This window comes from Pseudoalteromonas sp. Z9A4 (genome assembly GCF_011378845.1).
In the GTDB taxonomy this organism is placed as follows: domain Bacteria; phylum Pseudomonadota; class Gammaproteobacteria; order Enterobacterales; family Alteromonadaceae; genus Pseudoalteromonas; species Pseudoalteromonas arctica.
Window position 1 is genome coordinate 30,852 of sequence record NZ_WTLA01000025.1, and the last position, 23,769, is coordinate 54,620.

32 protein-coding genes are annotated in these 23,769 nt (G+C 40.0%); 26 read left to right on the top strand and 6 right to left on the bottom strand.

The genetic code is table 11. The features are described from left to right. Positions 1 to 103: 103 nt before the first annotated feature. The 3 genes from GQR54_RS15755 (at position 104) to GQR54_RS15765 (ending at position 1,766) form a co-directional block, all read left to right on the top strand. Positions 104 to 721, top strand: a complete 618-nt coding sequence (locus GQR54_RS15755) for a LysE family translocator (protein ID WP_166378878.1) — start codon at positions 104 to 106, stop codon at positions 719 to 721. A gap of 66 nt (positions 722 to 787) precedes the next feature. Beyond that, on the top strand, positions 788 to 1,333 hold the full coding sequence (locus GQR54_RS15760) for a PH domain-containing protein (RefSeq protein ID WP_007584611.1): 546 nt from the start codon (positions 788 to 790) through the stop codon (positions 1,331 to 1,333). Positions 1,334 to 1,370: 37 nt separating this feature from the next. Continuing rightward, complete coding sequence (locus GQR54_RS15765) at positions 1,371 to 1,766, top strand: DUF1801 domain-containing protein (protein WP_165736156.1); 396 nt, start codon at positions 1,371 to 1,373, stop codon at positions 1,764 to 1,766. A gap of 21 nt (positions 1,767 to 1,787) precedes the next feature. On the opposite strand, the gene GQR54_RS15770 is transcribed toward GQR54_RS15765, so the two are convergent. Continuing rightward, entirely contained in the window at positions 1,788 to 2,132 is a 345-nt protein-coding gene (locus GQR54_RS15770; RefSeq protein WP_166378880.1) for a rhodanese-like domain-containing protein, read from the bottom strand. Between the two features lie 285 nt (positions 2,133 to 2,417). On the opposite strand from GQR54_RS15770, the gene GQR54_RS15775 reads away from it, so the two are divergent. Further along, entirely contained in the window at positions 2,418 to 2,726 is a 309-nt protein-coding gene (locus GQR54_RS15775) for a metalloregulator ArsR/SmtB family transcription factor (protein WP_002959523.1), read from the top strand. Here GQR54_RS15775 and GQR54_RS15780 read toward each other — a convergent pair. Next, positions 2,719 to 3,396: a nitroreductase family protein gene (locus tag GQR54_RS15780; RefSeq protein WP_166378882.1), complete on the bottom strand. Its 678-nt coding sequence runs from the start codon at positions 3,394 to 3,396 to the stop codon at positions 2,719 to 2,721. The two genes, GQR54_RS15775 and GQR54_RS15780, sit on opposite strands and share 8 nt — an antisense overlap. Before the next feature lie 187 nt (positions 3,397 to 3,583). Here GQR54_RS15780 and GQR54_RS15785 point away from each other — a divergent pair, with 187 nt between their 5' ends. The 4 genes from GQR54_RS15785 to GQR54_RS15800 all read left to right on the top strand — a co-directional run bounded on the left by GQR54_RS15785 (position 3,584) and on the right by GQR54_RS15800 (position 8,899). Continuing rightward, complete coding sequence (locus GQR54_RS15785) at positions 3,584 to 4,465, top strand: ABC transporter ATP-binding protein (RefSeq protein WP_166378884.1); 882 nt, start codon at positions 3,584 to 3,586, stop codon at positions 4,463 to 4,465. Positions 4,466 to 4,474: 9 nt separating this feature from the next. Further along, positions 4,475 to 8,053, top strand: coding sequence for a M1 family aminopeptidase (locus tag GQR54_RS15790; protein ID WP_166378886.1), 3,579 nt, complete (start codon positions 4,475 to 4,477; stop codon positions 8,051 to 8,053). Positions 8,054 to 8,256: 203 nt separating this feature from the next. Next, positions 8,257 to 8,568, top strand: coding sequence for a Bor family protein (locus GQR54_RS15795; RefSeq protein WP_166378888.1), 312 nt, complete (start codon positions 8,257 to 8,259; stop codon positions 8,566 to 8,568). 28 nt (positions 8,569 to 8,596) lie between these two features. Beyond that, positions 8,597 to 8,899: a hypothetical protein gene (locus GQR54_RS15800; RefSeq protein ID WP_166378894.1), complete on the top strand. Its 303-nt coding sequence runs from the start codon at positions 8,597 to 8,599 to the stop codon at positions 8,897 to 8,899. A gap of 54 nt (positions 8,900 to 8,953) precedes the next feature. Here GQR54_RS15800 and GQR54_RS15805 read toward each other — a convergent pair whose 3' ends face one another. From GQR54_RS15805 to GQR54_RS15820, 4 genes are all read right to left on the bottom strand, one after another. Then, entirely contained in the window at positions 8,954 to 9,640 is a 687-nt protein-coding gene (locus tag GQR54_RS15805) for a TorF family putative porin (RefSeq protein WP_166378890.1), read from the bottom strand. Positions 9,641 to 9,917: 277 nt separating this feature from the next. Next, complete coding sequence (locus GQR54_RS15810) at positions 9,918 to 11,081, bottom strand: hypothetical protein (protein WP_024591362.1); 1,164 nt, start codon at positions 11,079 to 11,081, stop codon at positions 9,918 to 9,920. A gap of 155 nt (positions 11,082 to 11,236) precedes the next feature. After that, positions 11,237 to 11,437 carry a helix-turn-helix transcriptional regulator gene (locus tag GQR54_RS15815; RefSeq protein WP_002959505.1) on the bottom strand — a complete coding sequence of 67 codons (201 nt, stop codon included), beginning with the start codon at positions 11,435 to 11,437 and terminating at the stop codon, positions 11,237 to 11,239. 8 nt (positions 11,438 to 11,445) lie between these two features. Beyond that, a complete protein-coding gene (locus GQR54_RS15820) occupies positions 11,446 to 11,865 on the bottom strand; it encodes a hypothetical protein (protein ID WP_166378892.1) in 420 nt (139 codons plus the stop codon). Between the two features lie 213 nt (positions 11,866 to 12,078). On the opposite strand from GQR54_RS15820, the gene GQR54_RS15825 reads away from it, so the two are divergent. The 18 genes from GQR54_RS15825 (at position 12,079) to rplQ (ending at position 22,798) form a co-directional block, all read left to right on the top strand. Further along, positions 12,079 to 14,049 carry an AsmA family protein gene (locus tag GQR54_RS15825; RefSeq protein WP_024608096.1) on the top strand — a complete coding sequence of 657 codons (1,971 nt, stop codon included), beginning with the start codon at positions 12,079 to 12,081 and terminating at the stop codon, positions 14,047 to 14,049. A gap of 273 nt (positions 14,050 to 14,322) precedes the next feature. Further along, on the top strand, positions 14,323 to 14,691 hold the full coding sequence (rplN, locus tag GQR54_RS15830; RefSeq protein ID WP_002959498.1) for a 50S ribosomal protein L14: 369 nt from the start codon (positions 14,323 to 14,325) through the stop codon (positions 14,689 to 14,691). Positions 14,692 to 14,701: 10 nt separating this feature from the next. Further along, positions 14,702 to 15,016: a 50S ribosomal protein L24 gene (gene rplX, locus GQR54_RS15835; protein ID WP_002959496.1), complete on the top strand. Its 315-nt coding sequence runs from the start codon at positions 14,702 to 14,704 to the stop codon at positions 15,014 to 15,016. A gap of 16 nt (positions 15,017 to 15,032) precedes the next feature. Next, entirely contained in the window at positions 15,033 to 15,572 is a 540-nt protein-coding gene (rplE, locus tag GQR54_RS15840) for a 50S ribosomal protein L5 (protein WP_010554915.1), read from the top strand. Positions 15,573 to 15,582: 10 nt separating this feature from the next. Then, a complete protein-coding gene (gene rpsN, locus GQR54_RS15845; RefSeq protein WP_010554914.1) occupies positions 15,583 to 15,888 on the top strand; it encodes a 30S ribosomal protein S14 in 306 nt (101 codons plus the stop codon). Between the two features lie 21 nt (positions 15,889 to 15,909). After that, positions 15,910 to 16,302: a 30S ribosomal protein S8 gene (rpsH, locus tag GQR54_RS15850; protein WP_007584660.1), complete on the top strand. Its 393-nt coding sequence runs from the start codon at positions 15,910 to 15,912 to the stop codon at positions 16,300 to 16,302. A gap of 13 nt (positions 16,303 to 16,315) precedes the next feature. Next, a complete protein-coding gene (rplF, locus tag GQR54_RS15855; protein ID WP_002959488.1) occupies positions 16,316 to 16,849 on the top strand; it encodes a 50S ribosomal protein L6 in 534 nt (177 codons plus the stop codon). Positions 16,850 to 16,858: 9 nt separating this feature from the next. After that, positions 16,859 to 17,209, top strand: coding sequence for a 50S ribosomal protein L18 (gene rplR, locus GQR54_RS15860; protein ID WP_002959486.1), 351 nt, complete (start codon positions 16,859 to 16,861; stop codon positions 17,207 to 17,209). 9 nt (positions 17,210 to 17,218) lie between these two features. After that, entirely contained in the window at positions 17,219 to 17,725 is a 507-nt protein-coding gene (rpsE, locus tag GQR54_RS15865) for a 30S ribosomal protein S5 (RefSeq protein WP_002959485.1), read from the top strand. A 2-nt stretch (positions 17,726 to 17,727) separates the two neighbouring features. Continuing rightward, positions 17,728 to 17,910, top strand: a complete 183-nt coding sequence (gene rpmD / locus GQR54_RS15870) for a 50S ribosomal protein L30 (protein ID WP_002959482.1) — start codon at positions 17,728 to 17,730, stop codon at positions 17,908 to 17,910. A gap of 4 nt (positions 17,911 to 17,914) precedes the next feature. Next, the gene (gene rplO, locus GQR54_RS15875) at positions 17,915 to 18,349 is read left to right on the top strand and encodes a 50S ribosomal protein L15 (protein WP_002959480.1); all 435 of its coding nucleotides are present in this window, start codon (positions 17,915 to 17,917) and stop codon (positions 18,347 to 18,349) included. A gap of 10 nt (positions 18,350 to 18,359) precedes the next feature. Further along, on the top strand, positions 18,360 to 19,688 hold the full coding sequence (secY, locus tag GQR54_RS15880; protein WP_007584663.1) for a preprotein translocase subunit SecY: 1,329 nt from the start codon (positions 18,360 to 18,362) through the stop codon (positions 19,686 to 19,688). A 22-nt stretch (positions 19,689 to 19,710) separates the two neighbouring features. Continuing rightward, entirely contained in the window at positions 19,711 to 19,824 is a 114-nt protein-coding gene (gene rpmJ / locus GQR54_RS15885) for a 50S ribosomal protein L36 (RefSeq protein ID WP_002959476.1), read from the top strand. Positions 19,825 to 19,948: 124 nt separating this feature from the next. Next, the gene (gene rpsM / locus GQR54_RS15890) at positions 19,949 to 20,305 is read left to right on the top strand and encodes a 30S ribosomal protein S13 (protein ID WP_007584664.1); all 357 of its coding nucleotides are present in this window, start codon (positions 19,949 to 19,951) and stop codon (positions 20,303 to 20,305) included. 12 nt (positions 20,306 to 20,317) lie between these two features. Then, positions 20,318 to 20,704: a 30S ribosomal protein S11 gene (gene rpsK, locus GQR54_RS15895; protein WP_002959471.1), complete on the top strand. Its 387-nt coding sequence runs from the start codon at positions 20,318 to 20,320 to the stop codon at positions 20,702 to 20,704. Positions 20,705 to 20,725: 21 nt separating this feature from the next. Then, positions 20,726 to 21,346, top strand: coding sequence for a 30S ribosomal protein S4 (rpsD, locus tag GQR54_RS15900; protein ID WP_002959461.1), 621 nt, complete (start codon positions 20,726 to 20,728; stop codon positions 21,344 to 21,346). A gap of 24 nt (positions 21,347 to 21,370) precedes the next feature. Further along, positions 21,371 to 22,357 (top strand): DNA-directed RNA polymerase subunit alpha, encoded by a 987-nt coding sequence (gene rpoA, locus GQR54_RS15905; protein WP_002959452.1) that lies wholly within the window; start codon positions 21,371 to 21,373, stop codon positions 22,355 to 22,357. A 39-nt stretch (positions 22,358 to 22,396) separates the two neighbouring features. Next, positions 22,397 to 22,798, top strand: coding sequence for a 50S ribosomal protein L17 (gene rplQ / locus GQR54_RS15910; protein ID WP_002959450.1), 402 nt, complete (start codon positions 22,397 to 22,399; stop codon positions 22,796 to 22,798). Positions 22,799 to 23,769: the final 971 nt, after the last annotated feature.

Below are 23,769 nucleotides of genomic sequence, written 5' to 3' on the forward strand. Positions count from 1 at the left end.
AAGAAGGTTGGAAAGTAATAAGTATAAATACCGCGACTGCTTTTCAAGGCCAAATAACGGCCTATATATTATTAATAGAAAACGATGAACTATAAGGACAAAAATGACATTAGCAGCATGGTTTAGTTTAGTACTTGTATGCATGATGGGTGCAATGTCGCCAGGCCCAAGCCTTGCAGTTGTACTAAAGCATACAATGAGTGGCGGAATGAAAAACGGTATGCTTGCTGCACTTAGCCATGGCATGGGTGTTGGGCTTTATGCGGCAGCTTCGTTACTTGGTTTGGGGACATTGATGGCTCAGTTTCCAACGGTATACCAAGTACTTGTATATTTAGGCGCTGGGTATTTAGCTTATTTAGGTTTAAAAATACTATTAGCAAAACCCAATAATGACGAACTGCAAGTACAAAAAAGTGAGATAAGTGCAGTTAAAGCATTACAAGATGGCTTTGCCATTGCCTTTTTGAACCCCAAGCTCGCTATTTTCTTTTTAGCCTTGTTCTCACAGTTTATTGACCCGCAAAATCTCACTTTAAGCATTGGCATTATTATGTGCTTAACCGTGTTTGTAATTGATACAGGTTGGTATTTACTAGTTGCAGTACTTACTGAGGTTTCAAAAAATCGCTTTGGTTTTACTAAGCAGAACCCATGGCTTGATAAAATACTGGGGGTTGTGTTTATTGCTCTTGCTATAAAAGTCGTTATTAGTTTGTAAGATTGAGTAGAGATTATTGAAGTTTGCAGAGTGTATTTGTAGTTATATAGATAAAGGATTAAAACAATGACAAAACATATTTTAAAAAGTGCATCTTTCGACCCGAAGGTTCAGCAATACTGGATGCTAATGGCCGCTTTTTTTAGTGTACTAGCGCTGGTGACTATTCCGTTGTTACCCATTGTTTTAGCGATTGTATGGCTGGTGGGCGGGCGAATACTCGCAGCTATGTCGGCTGACTTATTACCACAAAAATTGGTAGTTAAACGTGGCATATTATTTAAAGAAGAAAAATCTATTCCGCTTGAAAAAATAACAGATGTAGGGTTAAGCCAAGGGCCGCTCATGCGAATTTTTGGATTATATCGTTTAAGCTTTGAAACAGCAGGGCAGTCAGGAAATGGTGCTTTAGTGTCTTTGCTTGGTGTGGTTAATGCGAGTGAGTTTAGAGAGGCGATACTTGAGCAAAAAGATGTATTGGCTAATCAAGGTAAAACGTCGCAGCAGGCAACAGAGCAAAGTGAGAAAGAGCTACTGAGAGCACTTACTTATAGTGTTAAAAATATTGAGCAGATGCTACTTGTTTTAGTTGATGAAAGGCAGCAAAAGTAACCTGTTTTAAACTTGTAATACTTATAAGGATGTTTTTATGAATACGGATATAAAAAATATATTTAATAATCATCCTGAGGCAGCTAAAAGTACGCTTATACAATTACGAGAGCTAATTTATACCGTAGCACAAGAGCAAAACTTAGGAGCTGTTGAAGAGTCTTTAAGGTGGGGAGAGCCAAGTTATAACACAATAAATGGCAGCCCCATTCGCGTAGGCTTTAAGGGCTCATCGTGTTATTTGTTTTTTCATTGCCAATCAAAGCTAGTAAGCACATTTAGAGAGTTGTACTCTCATAATCTTACCTTTGAAGGAAATAGAGCAATTGTATTAAATAGTGAAAAGCCATTACCAGAGTACCCACTTAAAGCGTGTATTAAATTAGCACTGACTTATCACAGCGTTAAACACCTACCTTTGTTAGGCGCATAATTATAAGTACTTAGTAGATACTTAAAATACGCTACATATTTGATTTGCGTCACAGGTAATAACGGTTACGTTTTCATAACCAACACGCGTTAATGCTTCTGCTCCCAACGTTGCGCGTGCACCACTTGCGCAGTGCACGTAAATAGGGCGAGCTGCGTCTTTTTCTATTTCCATTAGTTTCATCTCGAGTAATCCACGCGGAATATTTATAGCGCCGGCAGCTGATTTTGTCGCGTGCTCTGCAGGTTCTCGCACATCAATAAGTAAACCTCTATTTTGTTCAAGCTCGAGTTTTGCTTGCGCTGCGTCAATACGGCGTTGGTTAGGTGTGATAATTTTTAGTAAATCAGGGATTGATGTAAGCATTAGTTTGTAAATCCTCTTTTTCTTAAAAAAGACATTAATGAGTGCTACTTGGTATAAGTAGGTTGAATTGAGTTAATACTTATAAATAACGTTAAAAACTGAAAGTTACTTTATATAAAGTAACTTAATAGTGCGGATACTGCTACAGCACTTCTGCCGATTAATAAAATGGCATCGCTAGTTTCATGGCTACCTTAACATTAGTAAAACCTAATGTTAATTATATTAGAACTTACTAATGTAAAAGTCTATACTTAAAAAGGTATCAAAAAGAGAAATAATAAAATGAATATTGAACAACTAGCTGTCAACGCAGAGCAAGCCGAACAGTTTTTAAAATTAATGGCTAACAAAAATCGGTTAATGATTTTATGTAGTTTATTACAAGGTGAGCAAAGTGTAGGTGAGCTAAACACAAATGTACCTTTAGCGCAGTCGGCGCTTTCTCAGCATTTAGCAAGTTTACGCAAGGCGAATATGGTTGTTACTCGCCGAGAAGGGCATACTATTTATTACTCATTGATCGACCCAAAAGTTGAGTCGATCATCGCTTTATTATATGACTGGTTTTGCCGACAAGAAGATACTAAATAAACGTAGCTATTTCATCGATAGATTTTTTATCCAGAGCATGAGCAGGTATTGTTGCATCATCACCTGGGTAGCCTGTAATAAGTAGCATGTATGGGCGTTCGTTATCTTTATCGCGATTACATATGTCGGTTAAAAAACTCATTGGCTTTGGAGTATGAGTAAGGGTTGCCAAACCACTGCGGTGCAAAGCTTGAATTAAAAAGCCGGTAGCTAAACCAACAGACTCATGCACATAATAATTCGTATTTTTATCATCGGTGCTTACACCGCCCTTTTTTTGACTAAATACAGCTATAAGCCAAGGTGCATGTTCTAAATAAGGCTTATTAGCATCGGTCCCTAACGGTTTTAGTGCATCTAACCATTCTTCACCTGCTCTGCCTTCGTAAAAAGAACGCTCTAATTTTTCGGCGGCTTCTCTTATTTGTTTTTTTACATCACTGCTGTTTATAGCCACAAAATGCCAAGGCTGATGATTCGCTCCACTTGGTGCTGTACCTGCTGCCTTTATACATGCCTTAATAATATTTTTTGGTACTGGGCGATCGCTAAAGCTACGAATACTATGACGGCGTTGGCTGGTGGTTAAAAACTCGTTAGCGCGATTTAGCATTTCGTCGTGTGGATATTCTATAAAGTCGTTTAATGGTTGGCTTTGGTGATCTTGCATGGCTTTTCGCTTCTTATAAAAAGTATATGTGGTTTTTATACCGAGTGAATACAGTGCAGGCAAGTGTTATGAGTTTAAATTATGTTTGTTTGTTGTTACAAATTTAACTAACAAGTAACTTATGTTCCTGTTTTTCTTGTGATATAAAACATTATAAAAATAATTACTCATATTCAAGGAAGTAAAAATGCTATCAATAACTGGGTTATCTAAAACCTACGATAACGGCGTACATGCACTACAAGGTGTTGATTTATCTATCGGTAAAGGGATGTTTGGATTGCTTGGGCCAAATGGCGCAGGTAAATCATCGCTTATGCGTACCATTGCAACACTGCAGTCGGCTGATTCAGGTTCAATTACTTTTGATGGCATTGATGTATTTAAAGACCCACAGGCACTGCGCCAACGCTTAGGTTACTTACCACAAGATTTTGGTGTGTACCCGCGTGTTAGTGCTTACGACTTACTGGACCATATGGCTGTTTTAAAGGGTATTCATAATAAAGCAGAGCGTAAAGAGTCGGTTGAAGGATTACTTGCGCACACTAATTTATATCAACATCGCTCAAAAGCGGTCAGTGGCTTTTCGGGCGGTATGCGCCAGCGTTTTGGTATTGCACAGGCATTACTGGGTGACCCTGATTTACTAATAGTTGATGAGCCAACAGCGGGGCTAGACCCAGAGGAACGTAATCGTTTCCATAACTTATTAGTAAGCTTAGGCGAGCAAAAAGTAGTTATATTATCGACCCATATCGTTGAAGATGTTGCAGAGCTTTGCCCAAATATGGCGGTGTTGGCTGGCGGTAAGATTTTACTAGAAGGTAACCCAATAGCGCTTACCGATAAGCTCCAAGGACAAATTTGGCGCAAAGCTATGATCCAAGAAGAAGCGCAAGAACTTGAGCCGCAATTACCGGTTATTTCTAAGCGCCTATTTGCAGGGAAAACAATTTTACATGTAATAGCAGAGCAAGCCCCACAAGGGTTTGAAGCAAGTAATGCAAATTTAGAAGATGTGTATTTTTCTACTCTGCTTAATCATCGTAACAGCCAAGTAGCATAAGGAGGCGTTATGTTTTTTAATATGCTCGCGTTTGAGCTGCGCTACTTTGTGCGCCAGCCTTCGTTTTATGTGACCTCATTAATCTTCTTTTTTATGGCGTTTTTTATAAGCTCTAGTAGTAAGTTCCCGTTAGGTGGGGCGAATGTTCATATGAACTCGCCTTTCTCTATTATGCTTTTAACCGTTACATTTTGTACACTCGCTATGTTTTTAGTGGTTAACTTTGTTGCCAGCTCTGCTATTCGCAACAGTGAAAGCAAAATGGATGAGCTGGTTTTTAGTAAGCCTGTTAATCCTGTGCCTTATCAAGCAGGGCGTTTTTTTGGTTCTTACTTAGTTGTACTTATTGTGTTTTTAAGCGTGCCATTGGGTGTGTTTTTAGGGTCGCAATTTGGTTTATTGGTTGGCTGGCTCGATAGCGAATTGGTAGGTCCTAATAAGCTAATGTACTACGCTGCGCCTTATCTTTATTTAGCAGTGCCAAGTTTACTGGTGCTTTCGGCTATTTTTAATAGTGTAGCGGTCTATTTTAAAACCATGATGTCGGTGTATGTAGCAGCTGTTGTGATTTTTATAGCCTATCAAATTGCCGGCGTTTACTTTGATGATTTAGCATTTAGAAATATTGTTGTTTACGCCGACCCATTTGGCTCTGGTTCGTTAATTGATTTAACACGTTATTGGACTGTAAATGATAAAAACACAGAAGTTCTAACGCTCACAGGTGACCTTTTAGTTAACCGTATATTGTGGGTGGCAATCAGTGTTGCAATGTTTTTTGGCCTTGGAAAGCTAAGCAATCGCATAGTAACTAAAAAACAGAAGAAGCAATTTAAAGTCTCTGCTTTTGTACAAAATAAACAAGCTGCACTTATCAATAGTGCTAAAAATTATAAATCAGCGGGGGTTAGTACTAAATCTCAGCTAATAATGCGCAGTATATTCGAACTTAAACAAGTTATATTTAGTGCTCCTTTTATGATTTTAGCGGGTGTAAGCATTGTAACGCTTATGATCCCACTACTTGCTCCTATTGGCGCCTATGGCACTACTAACTGGCCTTTAACTCAGAATATGGTAAATGTTATTAGTGGTATTTCCGGTTTATTTTTGTTTGTTATTATCGCTTTTTATAGTGCTGAGCTTGTGTGGCGAGAGCGACAAAGTGGCATGGGCGATATTGTTGACAGCTTTCCGGTACATAACAGTGTTTTTTGGGTGTCAAAAATACTGGCTTTAATCGCCGCTATTTCTGGGTTGTTTCTAGTGGGAATGATACTCACAATTACAGTTCAGTTATTTAAAGGTCAATTTAATTTAGAGCTAGGACAGTATTTATTTAGGATTGTTTATTTATCGATTTTACCGTTAATTATGCTGACGGTACTCGCCTTCTTTTTACAAATTATTAGCCCGAATAAATATGTAGGAATGGGCTTGTTTATTTTGTATTACATAGCGCAAAAAGTAATGGGTTCTTATGGGTTTGAGCACCATATGTATCACTTTTCGCAAAGCAGTAGCGTACCGTATTCTGATATAAATGGTTATGGGCACTTTTTACAAGGCGCGCATTGGTACACATTATATTGGGGTGCGTTAAGTCTTGTTTTAGCGATTGTTGGGTTTGCGTTATGGCATCGCGGTCCTTCACAAACGCTGCGCACACGCTTGTCTATGCTTCGTTATAATATGTTGTTAAAAGGGCAAGCGGTTGCGGTTATTAGTGCATTAGTGTTTGTTGGTGCAGGCTACAATATTTATAACAACACGCGAGTTTTGAATGAGTTTACTACGAGCGATGAGTTTCAAGACAAGCAAATAAGTTATGAGCAGCAGTTTGCACAATACAAAGACTTAGCACTACCTATGGTGACCGATGTTGATTTAACTGTTGATATTTATCCAAAAAAGCGTGCTTTAAGTGCTGTGGCAAAAATTAAATTTACCAATACCTCTAACGAGCCAATTACGCGAGTTTTGATTACCTCACCTCAACACGCTAAAAGTTGGGATGTAGCCATGGCTGGCGGAAAGATAGTTGAAAAATTACCAGCGTTTTATTCAGCATGGTTTGAGTTTGAGCAGCCGCTTATGCCAAACGAAGTAAGAGAAGGGCAACTGTCGGTTACTCGTGATCATACAGCCTTTACCGATAAAGACTCTGATACACAATTAGTTGCCAATGGCACTTTTATTAATAATTGGGAACTCCTTCCTAACTTTGGTTATAACCGTGGTTTACAGGTAGCTGATAAATTTGAACGTCGTAAGCATGATTTACCAGAACTTGAACGTGCCCATAAGCTAGAGGACAGTCAGTACTATACACAAAGTGATTTAGGTGCAGCTAATGGGTTTATTAACTTTAAGGCGACGGTAACGACCGACGAGTCGCAATTTGCTATTACCCCAGGGTATTTACAAAGTGAAAGTGTAAAAGAGGGGCGCCGTACCTTTGTTTATGAAATGGATGCGCCCATTTTAAACTTTTACGCGGTGCTTTCGGCAGAACTTGAAAGTAAAAAGGTTGAGCATAATGGGGTAAATATTGAGGTGTACTACCACAAAAATCATGCATGGAATGTTGACCGTATGATTGAGTCGGTACAAGACTCGATAGATTACTTTACACAAGCATTTGGGCCGTATCAGCATAAACAACTACGTATTATTGAATTTCCTAAATATCGCTCGTTTGCACAAAGTTTTGCCAATACAGTGCCATACTCCGAAAGCATAGGGTTTATTACAGACTTAAGAGATGAGAGTAAAGTTGACTACCCTTACTATGTTACCGCACATGAAGTAGCGCACCAATGGTGGGGGCATCAAGTATCGGCGGCTAATGTAGAGGGGAGCGCGGTTATTTCTGAAACGCTTTCACAGTACAGTGCGCTTATGGTGCTTGAGAAACGCTTTGGCGCAGAGAAGCTACGTAAGTTTTTAAAATATGAGCTTGATAGGTACTTAATAGGGCGTACAGGGGAAGCCTTTGAAGAAATGCCACTATATAAAACACAGTCGCAACAATATCTTCATTACAATAAAGGATCAGTTGTGATGATGGCGATTTATGATCGTTTAGGTGAAAAACGTTTAAACAATGCACTCAAAGCATTTTTAAATGAATTTCAGTACCAGTCAACGCCATACCCAACTACGCTTGATTTACTTAGCTATTTAAAACAAGACGCAACGCAAGCAGAACAAAGTTTTATTGACGATCAGTTTAAATATATCACTTTGTATGAGCTTGAGATGAAAGACGTTTCAGTTACAGATAGCGTTGATAGCGAAGGATTTTATACTGTAACACTTAGCGTAGAAGCCGTTAAACAGCGTGCGGATGGCCAAGGTGAAGAAACTGAACAGCCGCTCGATGAGCTAGTTGATATTGCATTGTTTAGCGACGACCCTGAAAACTTACTAGCTGAAGACTTTGTTATTTACTCGAAAAAGCATCAAATAGTATCTGGTACCAATACTATTGAGCTTAAAGTAAAAGAAAAACCATTATTTGCGGGGGTTGATCCTTACATTAAGCTGGTCGATAAAGACAGTAAAAACAACTTAGCTAAGTTTTAACTGCTATTTAAATAACTATTCTTTTAGTTAACTAATCTGTACACAGGTTAACTACTTCAAAGGCCGCATTTATGCGGCCTTTATGTGTAATAAATTGTATAAAACTTCATAGCGATTCTACATATTCCTCACAGCTTTTTACGCTAATATTTTATGTTTTCTTATAAAGTTACCTTACTGGTATTTAGTTTATAAGGAAGAGTATGAAACCATTAATTATAGGGGCGATAGCATTAAGCCTCAGTGCTTGTTCTGTGGTAACCATTCAGCCACAGGCAACAGCAAAAATAACGAGCCAAGCTAATTTCGAAGATAGCCGCCCATTTTATTTATGGGGATTAGTGGGTGAGCAGCGGGTAGACGTAAAACAAATATGTTCAAATACACCGGTTATTCAAATGCAGTCACAACAAACGTTTAGCGATGGAGCGCTGAGTTTAATTACGCTTGGAATATACTCGCCCCATACCATTAAAGTGTGGTGCCAAGAGCAAATACTAGGGGAGACATTATGAGTATCAGCTATTTGCAGCCGGTTGCACACTGATTATTTTAACGGGGTGTACAAATATTTACTTTGATAACGGTATACAGAGCAAAGTAAGCAATAAAACGCTAAAAAGCTCACAGTGGCATCATAATTTTGCACTTGCGTTGTACGAGGGATCAGAGCCGTTAGATTTAACAACACATTGCCCACAAGGTGAATGGCAAAGCGCTCATACGTATAAATCGTTTACTAATGGTTTAGCTGAGGTGGTTGTGAATCAAATCGGCCCAGCTTGGTACCCTAAAACAGTAGAAGTACAATGTAATAAGGTACCATTTAAGGCAAAACAGCTATAAAACGAGAAAAGGGCCAAAAGGCCCTTCGTGTTGCAGCAAGTAACACATTCTTTCTTATAAATTAAAGTCTACAGAATAAGCAACGTAAGCTTTAATATCTGAATCATCCATATCTGTATCAGACAAACCAAAAGTAAAACCGTCTTTCGAAATTGATACACCGTAATCTAAGATATTATCATCGCCAATAAAATCACCAGAGTAATGGCCTAAGTGAAGTGCCATTTCAGTGCCGTTACTGCCAACAGTAAAACCGTAGTCAGCTGTCAGGTAAAGTGAATCACCAAAGTCTGTACCATCACCACTTGCAGCTGATGTTGCTAATACAGAAGCACCAAAGGTAAAGCCTTCAACACTGATGCTACCGTAAATTTCAGAGAAATCTGCGTCTGCTTCAGAAGCTGCGTCTGGGTAAGCGTAATAAATATAACCAACATCGTAGCTAACACTTTCGTTAATATCGCCACCAAAGCCTGCATATAAGTCAAGCTCATAGGTCATTTCATCTGCCCACGATGCATTTGAAGCCCAAGTACCTGCATAAAAGCCCGATTCATTGGCATAATCAATACCGCCTGAAATAGCTGCATCGCCCCCAGTTTGCTCTTGACCACGCCATAAGTAGTTTGATGTTGCCGCTGCATTAGCAGTTACTTCAGCATGTACGGCTGTTGACGTTAAAGATGTTGCGCCCATTAATGCTATAGCACTTATAGCGATGGTTTTTTTTAGTTTTAGCATGTCCATTTCCCGTTATATGATTTTTGCTCGCCAAGGTTTTTATTATGTAATTGGAACCTTCAGGCTGACGGCTTTTTATTGTTTAACTAACGGGATAATTGCACTGTGTGTGCCAGCTTCATTGTTTTTTATTAAAAATTATTTTTTATGTATTAAAAACATGAGCTTGAATTTTATGAATAGGATAGGGATATAACATGAAGAAAGATGTTGCGCACATTGCTGGTGCATAAATTAACCTAGCCGCACCATAAAAGTACGGCTAAATTAGAAGATTTTAACCGAATATAGTGCGCATAAGGCTAATTGTTTCGTTTACGCTGCGACCTTTTTGTACTTCACTCACAATTGAATCACGTTTACTGCGAATGTGTTCAGGAATATCGTCAGCAGCAAGAGCACGGTCTACTAATATTTCTGCAGACTCTTTACCTCTACGCTGAGTTTTACCTGTTGTAGTTGTAGTACGTTTAGGCTTGGTTAGCAGTTTAATGTAGTTAGAGTTATCTGGTGTTTTAGCATCAGCGTAGTGAAAGAAACATGGAATTAATGCTTTAATAGCAACCAATTGTTCTTCTAACTCGTTACTAGGTTTAGCCATTTTGTACCATGACATAGCTTGAATACCTTTTACGATATCTTGCCAGTAACGCTCAAAATCACTATTTTTAAGTTTAGAAACACCAAGGGCACCACATAATGCATCTAATCGATTATTTGTAATCGGAGTAAATAAATCAGGGCGACGCATTGCAAGCAGTCGTGTTGCAGGCGCAAGTGTTGGTTTTTCGTTATTGTCGGTGAATATTTTTGAATAAGCAGCAACAAATTGTTGATATTCGTATTGAGTAATATCACCTTCAAGTGGAATATTCACTAGTGCATCGTCAAAAGCACCTGGTAAATCACCAAGCATTTGATGGAAGCTCTTTGCACTCTTTGTAGATGCAAACCATTCAACGTCAAAGTTGTATGTGCTTGGATCAAGTGATGCCATGTGCTTACCGCTAAACGCAAGTAAGTCTTCAGGAATCATATCTTTAAGAGACTGTTCACGAATGCTTTTGATGTAGTCTACCAAACGAAGCTGTTCGTCAAGTGCAATAACGTCTTTGTGTTGTTCTACAAATACACTTACAACAGGCCACGGAGCAATACGTAAAGTTTTAACCTGTAAAAAGCTGATAGCTGAAATAAGCTGATCGTGTAGCTTCTTAAGTACTGGTAACTGCTGTGGCTCTAGCAAATCGTAGTTCATACGATCTCTGCTTGCACTTAGCAATTCGTAACACCAAGGTAAAAAATCATCAGGGTGGTTTTCTACTTTCACGGCCATAAGGTTAAGGCTTAATTCTGAAGATTGCTTCAGAATGTTCTGATAGATTTGATTTTCTTGTTCGCCTAGCGTCATTTTTGACGGTGAAATTAGCAGTTTTTTCATGCCTTGTAGAATCTCCGGTTTAGATATATATTTTTTTTGCTGGTCTATTTTAGCGCAATTACGCTGATAACAACAGCGCTGTCCTCCATACGTTGTAATTGAAGTAGCTAAATCGGTGTTTTTGCTAATAGAATGAGACTAACGCTTTACATGTATCAATCATTTTTATCTAGTACAAAGAGACTTTCAACTGAGGTATTAAAATGCTTTGCTATTTTTAGAGCGATTATTACCGAAGGGGTAAATCGTGCCGTTTCTACTGTACTAATAGTCTTACGTGAAACCGCAATTAGATCAGCCAAGTCTTGTTGAGAAAGGCCTGCTTCTTTGCGGTATTTTGCAATTTTATTTTGCACTTTTGCTCCTAATCCTTGCTTTGCCAAAGAATTGATACGCCGTATATTAGACTCATTACAGCAAGGTAAAATGTAGCCATCATGCTGTGAGATACTTCTAAAGCAAGAGTATCGGAGAGTAAGTACACGCCACCCATACTAAAAAGTAAGCCAAGCACAACATGTTTATAGGCAATAGTGTCGATGGTATTTAAATACTCATCTTTATATGTAAGGTGGTATTTCATTCTCCATGTAAACCCGCCTCTGATCACAAACATAAAGAATGAACCTAAAAAAGCAGCAGTTCCTAAAAACAATAGTGGGGCTGATGTTTGATTAAGCATTGGGTAAACACTAATGATTAATAAAGTGACCCCCATGAACAATGAAAACCACGCATTTTGGTCCATAAATTTTTCTTCACTTTTAATATCGTAATTAGACATAGCTCATTTCCTTTTAAAATTTTTACAATATGTAACCTTAAGGTTTCATTGGGTCAATATTTATTTGTAACCTAAAGGTATCAAAATGTTTCAGGAAAGATTCATATATAACAGGTAAAATGGTTTTAGTGGCTTTTTTACATCAACTACAATGATTTTAAGGCTAACACTCGCTATGATAAGAACATTATTTGCACGTTTGAAAGGACGATCATGAAAACCTTACTTAAAATTGTAGGTGTAATACTTTTACTATGTATAGCACTAATTGTTGCCGCACCGTTTTTAATTCCTACTGATACTATTTTTAATAAAGTGTCGCAGCAGGTAGAACAAACAACTGGGCGCACTCTTACTATTAAAGGTGATAAAACACTTAGCGTATTCCCTGCATTAAAGTTAGAACTTAACGACGTGCATTTTGCAAATATGGAATCAGGTTCGCGCGCCGATATGGCGAGTATGAAACAGCTTGCTGTACACATACCTTGGTTTTCATTATTTGGTGGTGAGTTTAAATTAGATAAGTTTGTTATAAACGAACCAAATATCCTATTAGAAACTGACAAAAATGGTAAAGCTAATTGGCAGTTGTTTGATGCAGTTGCAGAGCAACCTAAAGAGCAAAGCCAATCAGGTGAAGCGATAAAGCTTCCAGATAACTTTGATATTGAGTTAGGTGAGGTTGCTATTTATGGCGGCACATTTACTTATCTAGATGGTCTAACAGGTGCTAAGCAACAAATTAGTGATTTAGAACTCGCTATTTTACTTCCATCACTTCGTAAAACATTAGAAGTAAAAGGGGGTATTACTTATATGCAGGAGCGTTTTGAGCTTGATATAAAATTAGATACTCCTGCTAAAGCAATTGAAGGTGCTACTTTTAATGTTAAACAAACCTTAGATTCTCGTTTAGTTGATCTAACGTTCGAAGGGAGCATCGCTGGGCAAGGACAAGATATTAAAGGTCAGTTATCACTAAGCGGTGAGTCTGTTAAAAGTATTGCAAAATGGCAAGGTGTAGAGTTAGACGCTAAAGACAATGCTTTTAACGCATTCAGTGTAAACGGTAAAATGCACCTAGCAGGTGAGGAATTTAATTTAGACGATTTAGTTGCGACGTTAGACGCATTGGAAATAAAAGGTAAGAGCGAGCTTAACCTAGGTAAGCGTTTAGCTGTAAATGCTGATATTGATTTAGGTATGCTTGATTTAAACCCGTACCTACCTGAAGCAGTAGCAAAACAAGAAGAGCCAGTAGAGCAAAATGATAAACCTGCAGAGCCAATAGTATGGGATGACACTAAAATTGATCTAAGTGCGTTAAATTCACTAGATGCGAATGTAGTTATTCGTTCAAGTGGATTAAAAGCTAATGATATTAAGTTGGGCGCAAATCAATTTACTGTTGCTTTAAAAAATAGCATTGCAAAACTAAGCCTAGATAGCTTTTCTGCTTATGAAGGGTCAGGTAAAGGCGTTATCAATGTAAACGCACAACAAGTACCTTATAAAATATCAACTAACTTTGACTTAGCTGGTATAGATGCGCAGCCTTTATTAACGGATGGGGCAGGCTTTGACAAGCTAATGGGTAAGGGGTCTTTAAATTGGAACCTAAACACAACTGGCCAAAGTCAAAAGTCGTTTATTGGTGCGCTTAACGGAAAACTTGGATTTGAGTTTGCTGATGGAGCTGTAAAAGGTGCGAATATAGCTGAGATGGTTCGTAAAGGTAAGGAACTCATTTCAGGAAACTTTGGTGCTGCGTCTGAAGGGCTGGATACCGGGTTTGAAGAATCAGAGCAAACAGATTTCTCTGCACTAACGGGAAGTTTTAACTTTACTAATGGTGTTGGTAAAAATACTGATTTATCACTTATTAGCCCACTCATAAGAATATCAGGTGAAGGCGATGTTGATTTACCACAAACAACAGTTAATTACCGTTTGGTTACAGGCATAGTTGGATCAATCGAAGGACAGGGGACTACCGATGACAGCACTGGTTTTAAAATACCACTACGTATAAAAGGGCCTTTCCACGATGTTGGTATAAAGCTTGATGTGGGTAATGCGCTTAAAGATGAAGCTAAGCAGAAGGTTGATGAAGCAAAAGAAAAAGCCAAAGACAAAGCAAAGGATAAGATTAAAGATAAATTAAAAGGTTTATTCGGTTAATCATCTATAGTTAAAACAAACAAGGCACTTATATAGTGCCTTGTTTGTTTTGTAACCACCTGTAAAATAGCTACATAGCCGTAATTACTCAACTTTAATAACCATACGCTCTAAATTAATTAAAAAATAACCTATCACTACCCCCTCAATGCTGGTACAATTGCCCGCCCTTAAGAGACAACTCGTTTGTTTTTTGATTGGGATTTAATCGAAATGTCTGATTTTTAAACGAATTTTAGACACGTTGTAATTACTACACCGGAGGTCATTAACATGATCCAAATGCAAACTCAGCTGGAAGTTGCTGATAACAGCGGCGCTCGCAAAGTGCAGTGTATAAAAGTCCTTGGTGGTTCACACCGTCGCTACGCAGCGATTGGCGACATCATTAAAGTTTCTGTAAAGGAAGCTATTCCTCGCGGTAAAGTGAAGAAAGGTGATGTTAAAAACGCGGTAGTTGTGCGTACCAGAAAAGGTGTTCGCCGTCCAGATGGTTCTTTGATCCGTTTTGACAGCAACGCGGCTGTTATCTTAAATGATAACTTGCAGCCAATTGGTACACGTATTTTCGGCCCTGTGACTCGCGAACTTCGTAATGATAAGTTCATGAAAATCGTTTCACTAGCCCCAGAAGTACTGTAAGGAGCCAATCATGGCAGCAAAAATACGTCGTGATGACGAAGTAATCGTACTAGCAGGTAAAGACAAAGGTAAGCGCGGAAAAGTGCTTTCAGTTGTTACTGAATCTGGTCGAATCTTTGTCGAAGGCATAAACTTGATCAAGAAACACCAAAAGCCGGTTCCACAATTGAACCAAGCTGGCGGCATTGTTGAGAAAGAAGCATCTATGGATGCATCAAACGTTGCGATCTTCAACTCGGAAACGAGTAAAGCTGATCGTGTAGGTTTCAAGATTGAAGATGGTAAGAAATTACGTATCTTTAAATCTACTGGTAAAACTATCTAATAGTTGGAGTAGAATGATGGCGAAACTGCATGAAGTATATAAAGACAAAGTAGTTGCGGAACTTCAAGAGAAGTTTGGTTTCAGCTCTGTCATGCAAGTCCCTCAGATCGAAAAGATCACATTGAATATGGGCGTGGGCGAAGCCCTAGCTGACAAGAAGATTTTAGATAACGCAGTAGCGGATCTAGCAGCAATCTCTGGTCAGAAACCTCTAATCACTAAAGCACGCAAATCTGTTGCTGGCTTCAAAGTGCGTGAAGGTTACCCGATTGGTTGTAAAGTAACCCTACGCGGCGAGCGTATGTGGGACTTTTTTGAGCGTTTGGTATCAATCGCTATCCCACGTATTCGTGACTTCCGTGGCGTAAGTGCTAAGTCTTTTGATGGACGTGGCAACTACAGCATGGGCGTACGTGAACAAATCATCTTCCCAGAAATCGATTACGATAAAGTAGACCGTGTACGCGGTATGGATATTACTATCACTACTTCTGCGAAATCTGATGAGGAAGGCCGTGCGTTGTTAGAAGCGTTTAACTTCCCATTTAAGAAATAAGGGTAGGGTTATGGCAAAGAATTCTATGAAAGCGCGCGAAGCAAAGCGCACAAAACTAGTTGCTCAGTTCGCTGAAAAGCGCGCGGCACTAAAAGCTATCATCAGTGATGTTAACACATCTGAAGATGATCGTTGGGACGCGGTACTTAAGCTACAAGCTTTACCTCGTGATTCTAGCCCTGCACGTCAACGTAATCGTTGTAACATTACGGGCCGCCCACATGGTTTCCTTCGCAAATTCGGCATGAGCCGTATTAAAGTTCGCGAAGCAGCTATGCGCGGTGAAATTCCTGGCCTTAAAAAGGCTAGCTGGTAATAGAATCATGGGAGTAAGACTATGAGCTTGCAAGATCCTATCGCGGATTTGTTTACACGAATTCGTAACGGTCAATCAGCGAAGAAAGTATCTGTAACGATGCCAACTTCAAAGCTGAAAGTAGCATTAGCTAAAGTACTAAAAGACGAAGGTTATATCGTAGATTTCGCCGTTAACGGTGAAACTAAACCTGAGCTTTCTATCGAGTTGAAGTACTTCGAAGGCAAAGCTGTAATTGAAAATATCCAGCGTGTAAGTCGCCCTGGTCTACGTATCTATAAGAAACGTGACCAATTACCTAAGGTAATGGGTGGTCTTGGTATCGCTATCGTATCAACTTCTAAAGGCCTAATGACAGACCGCACAGCACGTAGTGCTGGTGTTGGTGGTGAAATCATTGGTTTTGTAGCTTAATCGGAGGGGAACTATGTCTCGCATAGCAAAGGCACCAATTACTGTTCCTGCCGGTGTAGAAGTTACATTAAAAGGCCAGGAAATCACAGTTAAAGGCAAAAACGGTGAACTTACTCGTACTATCAACAACGCTGTTGAAGTACAAGTTAATGACAACGTTATTACTACTTTACCTCGTGATGGCGTAGCTAATGCATGGGCTCAAGCAGGTACTGCTCGCGCTCTAATCAACAACATGGTTGTTGGTACGCATGAAGGTTACGAGAAGAAACTTCAGTTAGTAGGCGTGGGTTACCGTGCTGCAGCTAAGGGTAAAACATTAGATTTAACTCTTGGCTTCTCACACCCAGTTAATTTCGCAGTTCCTGAAGGAATTACGATTGAAACTCCAAGCCAAACAGAAGTTCTAGTTAAGGGCGTAGACAAGCAGTTAGTTGGTCAAACAGCTGCTAACATTCGTGCATACCGTAAACCTGAGCCTTATAAAGGTAAGGGTGTTCGTTATTCAGATGAGAATGTACGCCGTAAAGAGGCTAAGAAGAAGTAAGGTAAGACGATGGATAAAAAAACAGCTCGTCTACGTCGTGCTAAACGCACTCGTAGAAATTATATTGAACAAGGCACAACGCGTCTTGTTATCCACCGCACGCCACGTCACATATACGCTCAAGTAGTAAATGCTGAGGGTAATGTACTGGCTGCTGCTTCTACTGTTGAAAAGGCTATTAGCGAAACAGTTAAAGGCACCGGTAACGTTGAAGCTGCGCAAGCAGTTGGCAAAGCGGTTGCTGAACGTGCGGCTGACAAAGGCATCGAAAAGATTGCTTTTGATCGCAGTGGCTTTAAATATCACGGCCGTGTGAAGGCGCTAGCTGATGCTGCGCGTGAAGCCGGTTTGCAATTCTAGGAGTAGACTATGGCTAACGTAGAAGCAAAGCAACAACAGCCTGATCTAGCTGAAAAGCTAATCGCGGTGAACCGTGTGTCTAAAGTAGTTAAAGGTGGTCGTATCTTTAGCTTTACTGCACTAACTGTAGTTGGTGATGGCGCAGGTAAAGTAGGTTTCGGTTATGGTAAAGCACGTGAAGTTCCAGCTGCTATTCAAAAAGCAATGGAAAAAGCACGTCGTAACATGATCAACGTAGACCTAAATGGCAACACATTACAGCATCCTGTTAAGGGACGTCATGCTGGCTCACTAGTGTTCATGAAACCAGCATCTGAAGGTACTGGTATCATTGCAGGTGGTGCTATGCGTGCAGTACTAGAAGTTACTGGTGTGCAGAACGTACTTTCTAAATGTTACGGTTCTACTAACCCGATCAACGTGGTACGTGCAACGATTTCGGCTCTTGAGAATATGAATTCTCCACAGTCAATCGCTGCAAAACGTGGCCTTCGCGTAGACGAAATACTGGGGTAACCATGGCAAATCAAACTGTAAAAGTAACACAAGTAAAAAGCTCTATCGGTCGTTTACCGAAACATAAAGCTACATTACGCGGTCTTGGTTTACGTCGTATCAACCACACTGTTGAGTTAGAAGACACAGCATGTGTACGTGGTATGATAAACAAGGTTTCTTACATGGTTAAGGTAGAGGGTTAATTCGATGCATTTGAATACACTTTCACCTGCTGCAGGTTCAAAAACTGCTCCAAAACGTGTTGGTCGTGGTATCGGTTCTGGTCTAGGTAAGACTGGCGGCCGTGGTCACAAAGGTCAAAAATCACGTTCTGGCGGCAAAGTACGCGTTGGTTTTGAAGGCGGTCAAATGCCTATGCAACGTCGTCTACCTAAATTTGGTTTTACTTCTCGCAAATCTTTAGTATCTGCAGAAATAAACCTTTTTGAAATCGCTAAAGTAGAAGGCGATGTGGTAGACCTAAGCGCGTTACAAGCAGCTGGTCTAGTTAAAAAGAACGTTCTTTTCGTTAAAGTTGTTAAATCTGGCGAAGTTTCACGCGCTGTTACCGTTAAAGGCCTTAAAGCCTCTAAAGGTGCTCGCGAAGCTATTGAAGCTGCCGGAGGCAAGGTAGAAGACTAAGGAAGTACTAATGGCTAAACCAGGTCAAGATACAAAAAGTGCACAAGGTGGACTTTCGGAATTGAAGCGCCGATTACTCTTCGTATTGGGTGCTATCATAATTTACCGTCTAGGTTCATTTGTGCCGATCCCTGGGATTGACGCCGCTGTACTTGCCGATTTCTTCGAGCAACAAAAGGGCACCATTGTTGAAATGTTCAACATGTTCAGTGGTGGTGCACTTGAGCGAGCTTCAGTGTTAGCACTGGGTATTATGCCGTATATCTCGGCTTCGATTATTACGCAACTATTAACGCATATGTATCCTCCGTTTATAGAGCTTAAGAAAGAAGGTGAGCAAGGGCGTAAAAAAATTAGCCAGTACACACGCTATGGCACGCTTGTGCTAGCTACTATTCAATCAATCGGTATTGCTTCTAGCTTACCGGGCATGATGGAGGGGTTAGTTGTTAACCCTGGTATGGGTTTCTATTTCACCGCAGTGGTGAGTTTAGTAACTGGTACTATGTTCCTTATGTGGTTGGGTGAACAAATAACAGAGCGTGGTATCGGTAACGGTATCTCTGTTCTAATATTTGTTGGTATTGTAGCTAACTTGCCGTCTGCTATTGGTTCGACAGTCGAAATGGCGCGCCAAGGTGATTTGAATGTTTTTGTACTGTTGATGGTTGCGGTAATCGTATTCGCTGTTACTTATCTTGTAGTGTTTTTCGAACGTGGACAACGTCGTATTGTTGTTAACTACGCTAAACGCCAACAAGGTCGTCAAGTATTTGCTGCTCAAAGCACGCATTTACCACTAAAAGTAAATATGGCGGGTGTTATTCCACCAATCTTCGCTAGCAGTATAATTCTGTTCCCTGGTACAATTGCTAGCTGGTTCGGCCAAGGTGAAGGTCCAGTCGCTGATGTATTACAAGCTGTTGCTACTACGTTGACCCCAGGTCAACCGTTGTACTCTCTTGTTTTAGCTGCGGCTATTATCTTCTTCTGCTTTTTCTATACAGCGTTGGTGTTTAACCCACGTGAAACTGCAGATAACCTTAAGAAATCTGGCGCATTTATCCCAGGTATTCGTCCAGGTGAGCAGACATCTAAATACATTGATAAAGTGATGACACGCCTGACATTGGCAGGTGCTTTGTATATAACCTTTATCTGTCTGGTGCCTGAATTCATGACGATGGCGTGGCAAACGCCATTCTACTTCGGCGGTACATCAGTTTTGATTATCGTTGTAGTGATCATGGACTTTATGGCACAAGTACAGACTCACCTGATGTCTCATCAGTATGATTCTGTGCTGAAAAAAGCGAACCTTAAAGGCTACGGTCGATAAGGTCAGTTTACGGAGTTGAGCAATGAAAGTACGTGCTTCCGTTAAGAAAATATGCCGTAACTGTAAAGTTATTAAACGTGCTGGTGTAGTACGCGTAATTTGCAGTGAGCCTAAGCATAAGCAAAGGCAAGGTTAAGTAAACAGCGTGCAGGCTGAGTTTTCTCGGCCTGTGTTTTTAGTAGTAATTTGGTCTTCGTTTGAGTATCCTTACGGGCTTTTCAAACAGATGATTACCAAATTCGAATATAGGAGATGTGTTAGTGGCCCGTATTGCTGGCATTAACGTCCCTGATCATAAACATGCAGTTATTGGTTTAACAGCTATTTATGGCATAGGTAAGACTCGCTCTAAGGCTATCTTAGTAGCGACTGGTATCGCCGAAACCACAAAAATCGGTGAACTTTCAGACGAAATTCTTGACGTATTGCGTGATGCAGTTGGCAAGTACACTGTTGAAGGTGATCTTCGTCGTGAAGTTACTTTAAATATCAAGCGCCTTATGGATCTTGGTTGTTATCGTGGCCTACGTCACCGTCGCTCTTTACCACTACGTGGTCAAAGAACTAAGACTAACGCGCGCACCCGCAAGGGTCCTCGTAAGCCTATTAAGCGATAAGGGGATAGTATTATGGCTAAGACACCAATTCGTCGTAAAAAGGTTAAAAAACAAGTTGCTGATGGTATGGCTCATGTTCATGCGTCTTTCAACAACACTATTGTAACGATTACCGACCGTCAAGGTAATGCACTATCATGGGCTACTGCCGGTGGTTCAGGTTTCCGTGGTTCACGTAAATCTACACCATTTGCTGCTCAGGTTGCTGCAGAGCGTGCAGGTACTGCTGCTCAAGAATACGGTTTAAAAAATCTAGAAGTTTTCATTAAAGGTCCAGGTCCAGGTCGTGAATCTGCTGTACGTGCTTTGAATGCCGCTGGTTACCGTATTACCAACATTACTGACGTGACGCCTATACCACATAATGGTTGTCGTCCACCGAAGAAACGTCGCGTTTAACAATAGGTTAGGAGAAATAACATGGCAAGATATTTGGGCCCTAAGCTCAAGCTGAGTCGTCGTGAAGGTACTGACCTGTTCCTTAAGAGCGGCGTAAGAGCTATCGACTCTAAGTGTAAACTTGAGACTGCACCTGGTCAGCACGGCGCCCGTAAAGGTCGTTTATCTGATTACGGTTTACAATTACGTGAAAAGCAAAAAGTACGTCGTATCTACGGTGTATTAGAAAAGCAATTCCGTAACTACTACAAAGAAGCTGCTCGCCTTAAAGGCAACACAGGTGAAAACTTGTTACAGCTTTTAGAGCAACGTTTAGACAATGTTGTATATCGCATGGGTTTTGCTAGCACACGTGCAGAAGCACGCCAGTTAGTAAGCCATAAAGCGATTTTAGTTAATGGTCGTGTTGTGAACATTCCTTCATACGTAATTACTCCAGAAGATACTGTTGTAATTCGTGAGAAGTCTAAGACACAAGCACGTATCATCGCTGCTCTAGAGTTGGCTGAGCAACGTGAAAAGCCGACTTGGGTTGAAGTTGACGGTAAGAAATTGGAAGGCAGCTTTAAGCGTCTACCTGAGCGTTCAGATTTGTCTGCGGACATTAATGAACAACTAATCGTCGAACTTTACTCTAAGTAAAGTTAAGAGTTAAGAGAGGATAACATGCAGGGTTCTGTTACAGAATTTCTAAAACCAAGGTTAGTCGACATCGACGCTATTAACCCAACGCGTTCTAAAATAGTTTTAGAACCATTAGAGCGTGGCTTTGGCCATACTCTGGGTAATGCTTTACGCCGTATATTACTTTCATCTATGCCTGGATGTGCAGTAACTGAAGTTGAAATCGACGGTGTTTTACATGAGTACAGCGCGAAAGAAGGCGTTCAAGAAGACATCATTGAAATACTATTAAACCTTAAAGGTTTAGCAGTAACGTTAGAAGGCAAAGATGAAGTTTTTCTGACCCTGACTAAATCTGGTGTAGGCCCTGTTACTGCGGCTGATATTCAGCACGATGGCGATGTAACAATTGCTAATCCAGATCACGTTATTTGTAATTTAACTACAAATAACAGCGAGATCAGCATGCGTATTCGTGTTGAACGTGGTCGTGGTTATGTGCCGGCATCTAGTCGTTTATCCTCTGATGACGATGAGCGTCCAATTGGTAGATTGTTGCTTGATGCATCATTTAGCCCAGTTGAACGTATTGCGTACTCGGTTGAATCAGCTCGAGTTGAGCAACGTACAGATTTAGACAAGTTAATCATTGATATGGAAACAAACGGCACTTTAGATCCAGAAGAAGCGATCCGCCGTGCGTCTACTATCTTAGCTGAGCAATTAGATGCATTCGTAGATTTACGTGATGTAACTGAGCCAGAAGAGAAAGAAGAGAAGCCAGAATTCGATCCTATTCTACTTCGTCCAGTTGATGACCTTGAATTAACAGTACGCTCAGCAAATTGTTTGAAAGCCGAGCAAATTCAATATATCGGTGATTTAGTTCAGCGCACTGAAGTTGAGCTTCTTAAAACACCTAATTTAGGTAAGAAGTCTCTAACTGAAATTAAAGACGTGCTAGCTTCACGTGGACTTTCTCTGGGCATGCGCCTAGAAAATTGGCCACCTGCAAGTTTAGCTGAATAATCTAAATCACTATATTAGTTTAGTTAGAAGGATAGGGTCATGCGCCATCGTAAGAGTGGTCGTCAATTAAACCGTAACAGTAGCCATCGTAAAGCGATGTTTAGCAATATGGCAGGTTCTTTGGTGAAACATGAAATCATCAAAACTACTTTGCCTAAAGCGAAAGAGTTACGTCGTGTAATTGAACCTTTAATCACACTGGCTAAGACTGACAGTGTAGCAAATCGCCGTTTAGCGTTTGCTCGCACGCGTGATAATGAAGTTGTTGGTAAATTATTCAGTGAAATCGGTCCACGTAACGCGGATCGTCCAGGTGGTTACACTCGTATTCTTAAGTGTGGCTTCCGTACTGGTGATAATGCACCAATGGCTTATATTGAACTAGTTGGTCGCCCAGCGACTAGCGAAGCAGTTCAAGAAGACGCACAGTCTGCAGAGTAAGTCTTAAAGAAACCTAAAAGCCGAGCCTATGCTCGGCTTTTTCTTGCCTAAAATTTGTCAAACTATATGAACCAGTAATTACCTTCTATTATGGGCAATGACTCATAGATTCTGAATTGATAAGTTCTTTTGACAGCTACTTTAATAGCTCTACCTAATTACTCTTTATTTACCATTCATTCAAAATAGCCTATCAGATTCTAGTTAAAGATCATTTCCACTATATATTGTGATTTACAGCTATTAATAATACCGCCGCGAATTGAGCTACAATTAGAGCAATCCCTAACGAAGTTTCTACTTATAGAGCTGATTAAAAGATATAACGTGCGCATTCTTATCAATATAACGGCACTAAGAACCTCAGAGTAAAGTTAACCATTACGGCCTAAGTAAACTTCCTCCTAAAATATGTAAAACTATTATTAAACATAGGCTGATCAATTTAATTCTCAACTTTTGATTAATTTAAATGATTTATAGCAATACGACTCTTGCTCTATTGGTTATTTCTTCCGCATCGATGATCGAAATATGTCTCTATCCGTTAGAAGTTGCCACAACTTTCATTTCAAATAGCTCTATGAACCTATTAATAATGGTAGTTTAGTTGTGTTTTTGAGCGTTTAGCTCAAATACTCAGCGAACAGCACATTATTTCAAGTTTTCTTCAAAAAAGGGTTGATCTGTTTTCGGATCCCCCTATAATGCGACCCCACTGAGACGGGAAACGCCAACGCATAGCGAGGCACGAACAACTCAGGGTGTTAAGTAAAACTTAGATTGAATCTTTTTAGAAAGTTTAAATTTAAGTGTTGACAAAAAAATAGGAAAGCGTAACATGCGCAGCCCTAGCGAGATAAAGTTTAGCCTTATAATCGCAACGTTCTTTAACAATATAAAGCAATCATCTGTGTGGGCACTCGTACAGATTGAGTTCTAACAGCCAACCTACTTAGGTAGCGAGGCAA

Excerpts from the sequence above, each read along its gene's own strand:
- rpsE (WP_002959485.1), top strand. The coding sequence starts at position 17,219 with ATGGCTAACGTAGAAGCAAAGCAACAACAGCCTGATCTAGCTGAAAAG.
- GQR54_RS15755 (WP_166378878.1), top strand. The coding sequence starts at position 104 with ATGACATTAGCAGCATGGTTTAGTTTAGTACTTGTATGCATGATGGGT.
- GQR54_RS15770 (WP_166378880.1), bottom strand. The coding sequence starts at position 2,132 with ATGCTTACATCAATCCCTGATTTACTAAAAATTATCACACCTAACCAA.
- rpoA (WP_002959452.1), top strand. The coding sequence starts at position 21,371 with ATGCAGGGTTCTGTTACAGAATTTCTAAAACCAAGGTTAGTCGACATC.
- rpsH (WP_007584660.1), top strand. The coding sequence starts at position 15,910 with ATGAGCTTGCAAGATCCTATCGCGGATTTGTTTACACGAATTCGTAAC.
- rpsD (WP_002959461.1), top strand. The coding sequence starts at position 20,726 with ATGGCAAGATATTTGGGCCCTAAGCTCAAGCTGAGTCGTCGTGAAGGT.
- rplO (WP_002959480.1), top strand. The coding sequence starts at position 17,915 with ATGCATTTGAATACACTTTCACCTGCTGCAGGTTCAAAAACTGCTCCA.
- rpsK (WP_002959471.1), top strand. The coding sequence starts at position 20,318 with ATGGCTAAGACACCAATTCGTCGTAAAAAGGTTAAAAAACAAGTTGCT.
- GQR54_RS15760 (WP_007584611.1), top strand. The coding sequence starts at position 788 with ATGACAAAACATATTTTAAAAAGTGCATCTTTCGACCCGAAGGTTCAG.
- rplN (WP_002959498.1), top strand. The coding sequence starts at position 14,323 with ATGATCCAAATGCAAACTCAGCTGGAAGTTGCTGATAACAGCGGCGCT.
- GQR54_RS15795 (WP_166378888.1), top strand. The coding sequence starts at position 8,257 with ATGAAACCATTAATTATAGGGGCGATAGCATTAAGCCTCAGTGCTTGT.
- rpsN (WP_010554914.1), top strand. The coding sequence starts at position 15,583 with ATGGCAAAGAATTCTATGAAAGCGCGCGAAGCAAAGCGCACAAAACTA.
- GQR54_RS15785 (WP_166378884.1), top strand. The coding sequence starts at position 3,584 with ATGCTATCAATAACTGGGTTATCTAAAACCTACGATAACGGCGTACAT.
- rplE (WP_010554915.1), top strand. The coding sequence starts at position 15,033 with ATGGCGAAACTGCATGAAGTATATAAAGACAAAGTAGTTGCGGAACTT.
- GQR54_RS15805 (WP_166378890.1), bottom strand. The coding sequence starts at position 9,640 with ATGCTAAAACTAAAAAAAACCATCGCTATAAGTGCTATAGCATTAATG.
- GQR54_RS15810 (WP_024591362.1), bottom strand. The coding sequence starts at position 11,081 with ATGAAAAAACTGCTAATTTCACCGTCAAAAATGACGCTAGGCGAACAA.
- rpmJ (WP_002959476.1), top strand. The coding sequence starts at position 19,711 with ATGAAAGTACGTGCTTCCGTTAAGAAAATATGCCGTAACTGTAAAGTT.
- GQR54_RS15820 (WP_166378892.1), bottom strand. The coding sequence starts at position 11,865 with ATGTCTAATTACGATATTAAAAGTGAAGAAAAATTTATGGACCAAAAT.
- GQR54_RS15825 (WP_024608096.1), top strand. The coding sequence starts at position 12,079 with ATGAAAACCTTACTTAAAATTGTAGGTGTAATACTTTTACTATGTATA.
- secY (WP_007584663.1), top strand. The coding sequence starts at position 18,360 with ATGGCTAAACCAGGTCAAGATACAAAAAGTGCACAAGGTGGACTTTCG.
- rplF (WP_002959488.1), top strand. The coding sequence starts at position 16,316 with ATGTCTCGCATAGCAAAGGCACCAATTACTGTTCCTGCCGGTGTAGAA.
- GQR54_RS15780 (WP_166378882.1), bottom strand. The coding sequence starts at position 3,396 with ATGCAAGATCACCAAAGCCAACCATTAAACGACTTTATAGAATATCCA.
- rplR (WP_002959486.1), top strand. The coding sequence starts at position 16,859 with ATGGATAAAAAAACAGCTCGTCTACGTCGTGCTAAACGCACTCGTAGA.
- GQR54_RS15775 (WP_002959523.1), top strand. The coding sequence starts at position 2,418 with ATGAATATTGAACAACTAGCTGTCAACGCAGAGCAAGCCGAACAGTTT.
- rplQ (WP_002959450.1), top strand. The coding sequence starts at position 22,397 with ATGCGCCATCGTAAGAGTGGTCGTCAATTAAACCGTAACAGTAGCCAT.
- rplX (WP_002959496.1), top strand. The coding sequence starts at position 14,702 with ATGGCAGCAAAAATACGTCGTGATGACGAAGTAATCGTACTAGCAGGT.
- rpmD (WP_002959482.1), top strand. The coding sequence starts at position 17,728 with ATGGCAAATCAAACTGTAAAAGTAACACAAGTAAAAAGCTCTATCGGT.
- GQR54_RS15765 (WP_165736156.1), top strand. The coding sequence starts at position 1,371 with ATGAATACGGATATAAAAAATATATTTAATAATCATCCTGAGGCAGCT.
- GQR54_RS15790 (WP_166378886.1), top strand. The coding sequence starts at position 4,475 with ATGTTTTTTAATATGCTCGCGTTTGAGCTGCGCTACTTTGTGCGCCAG.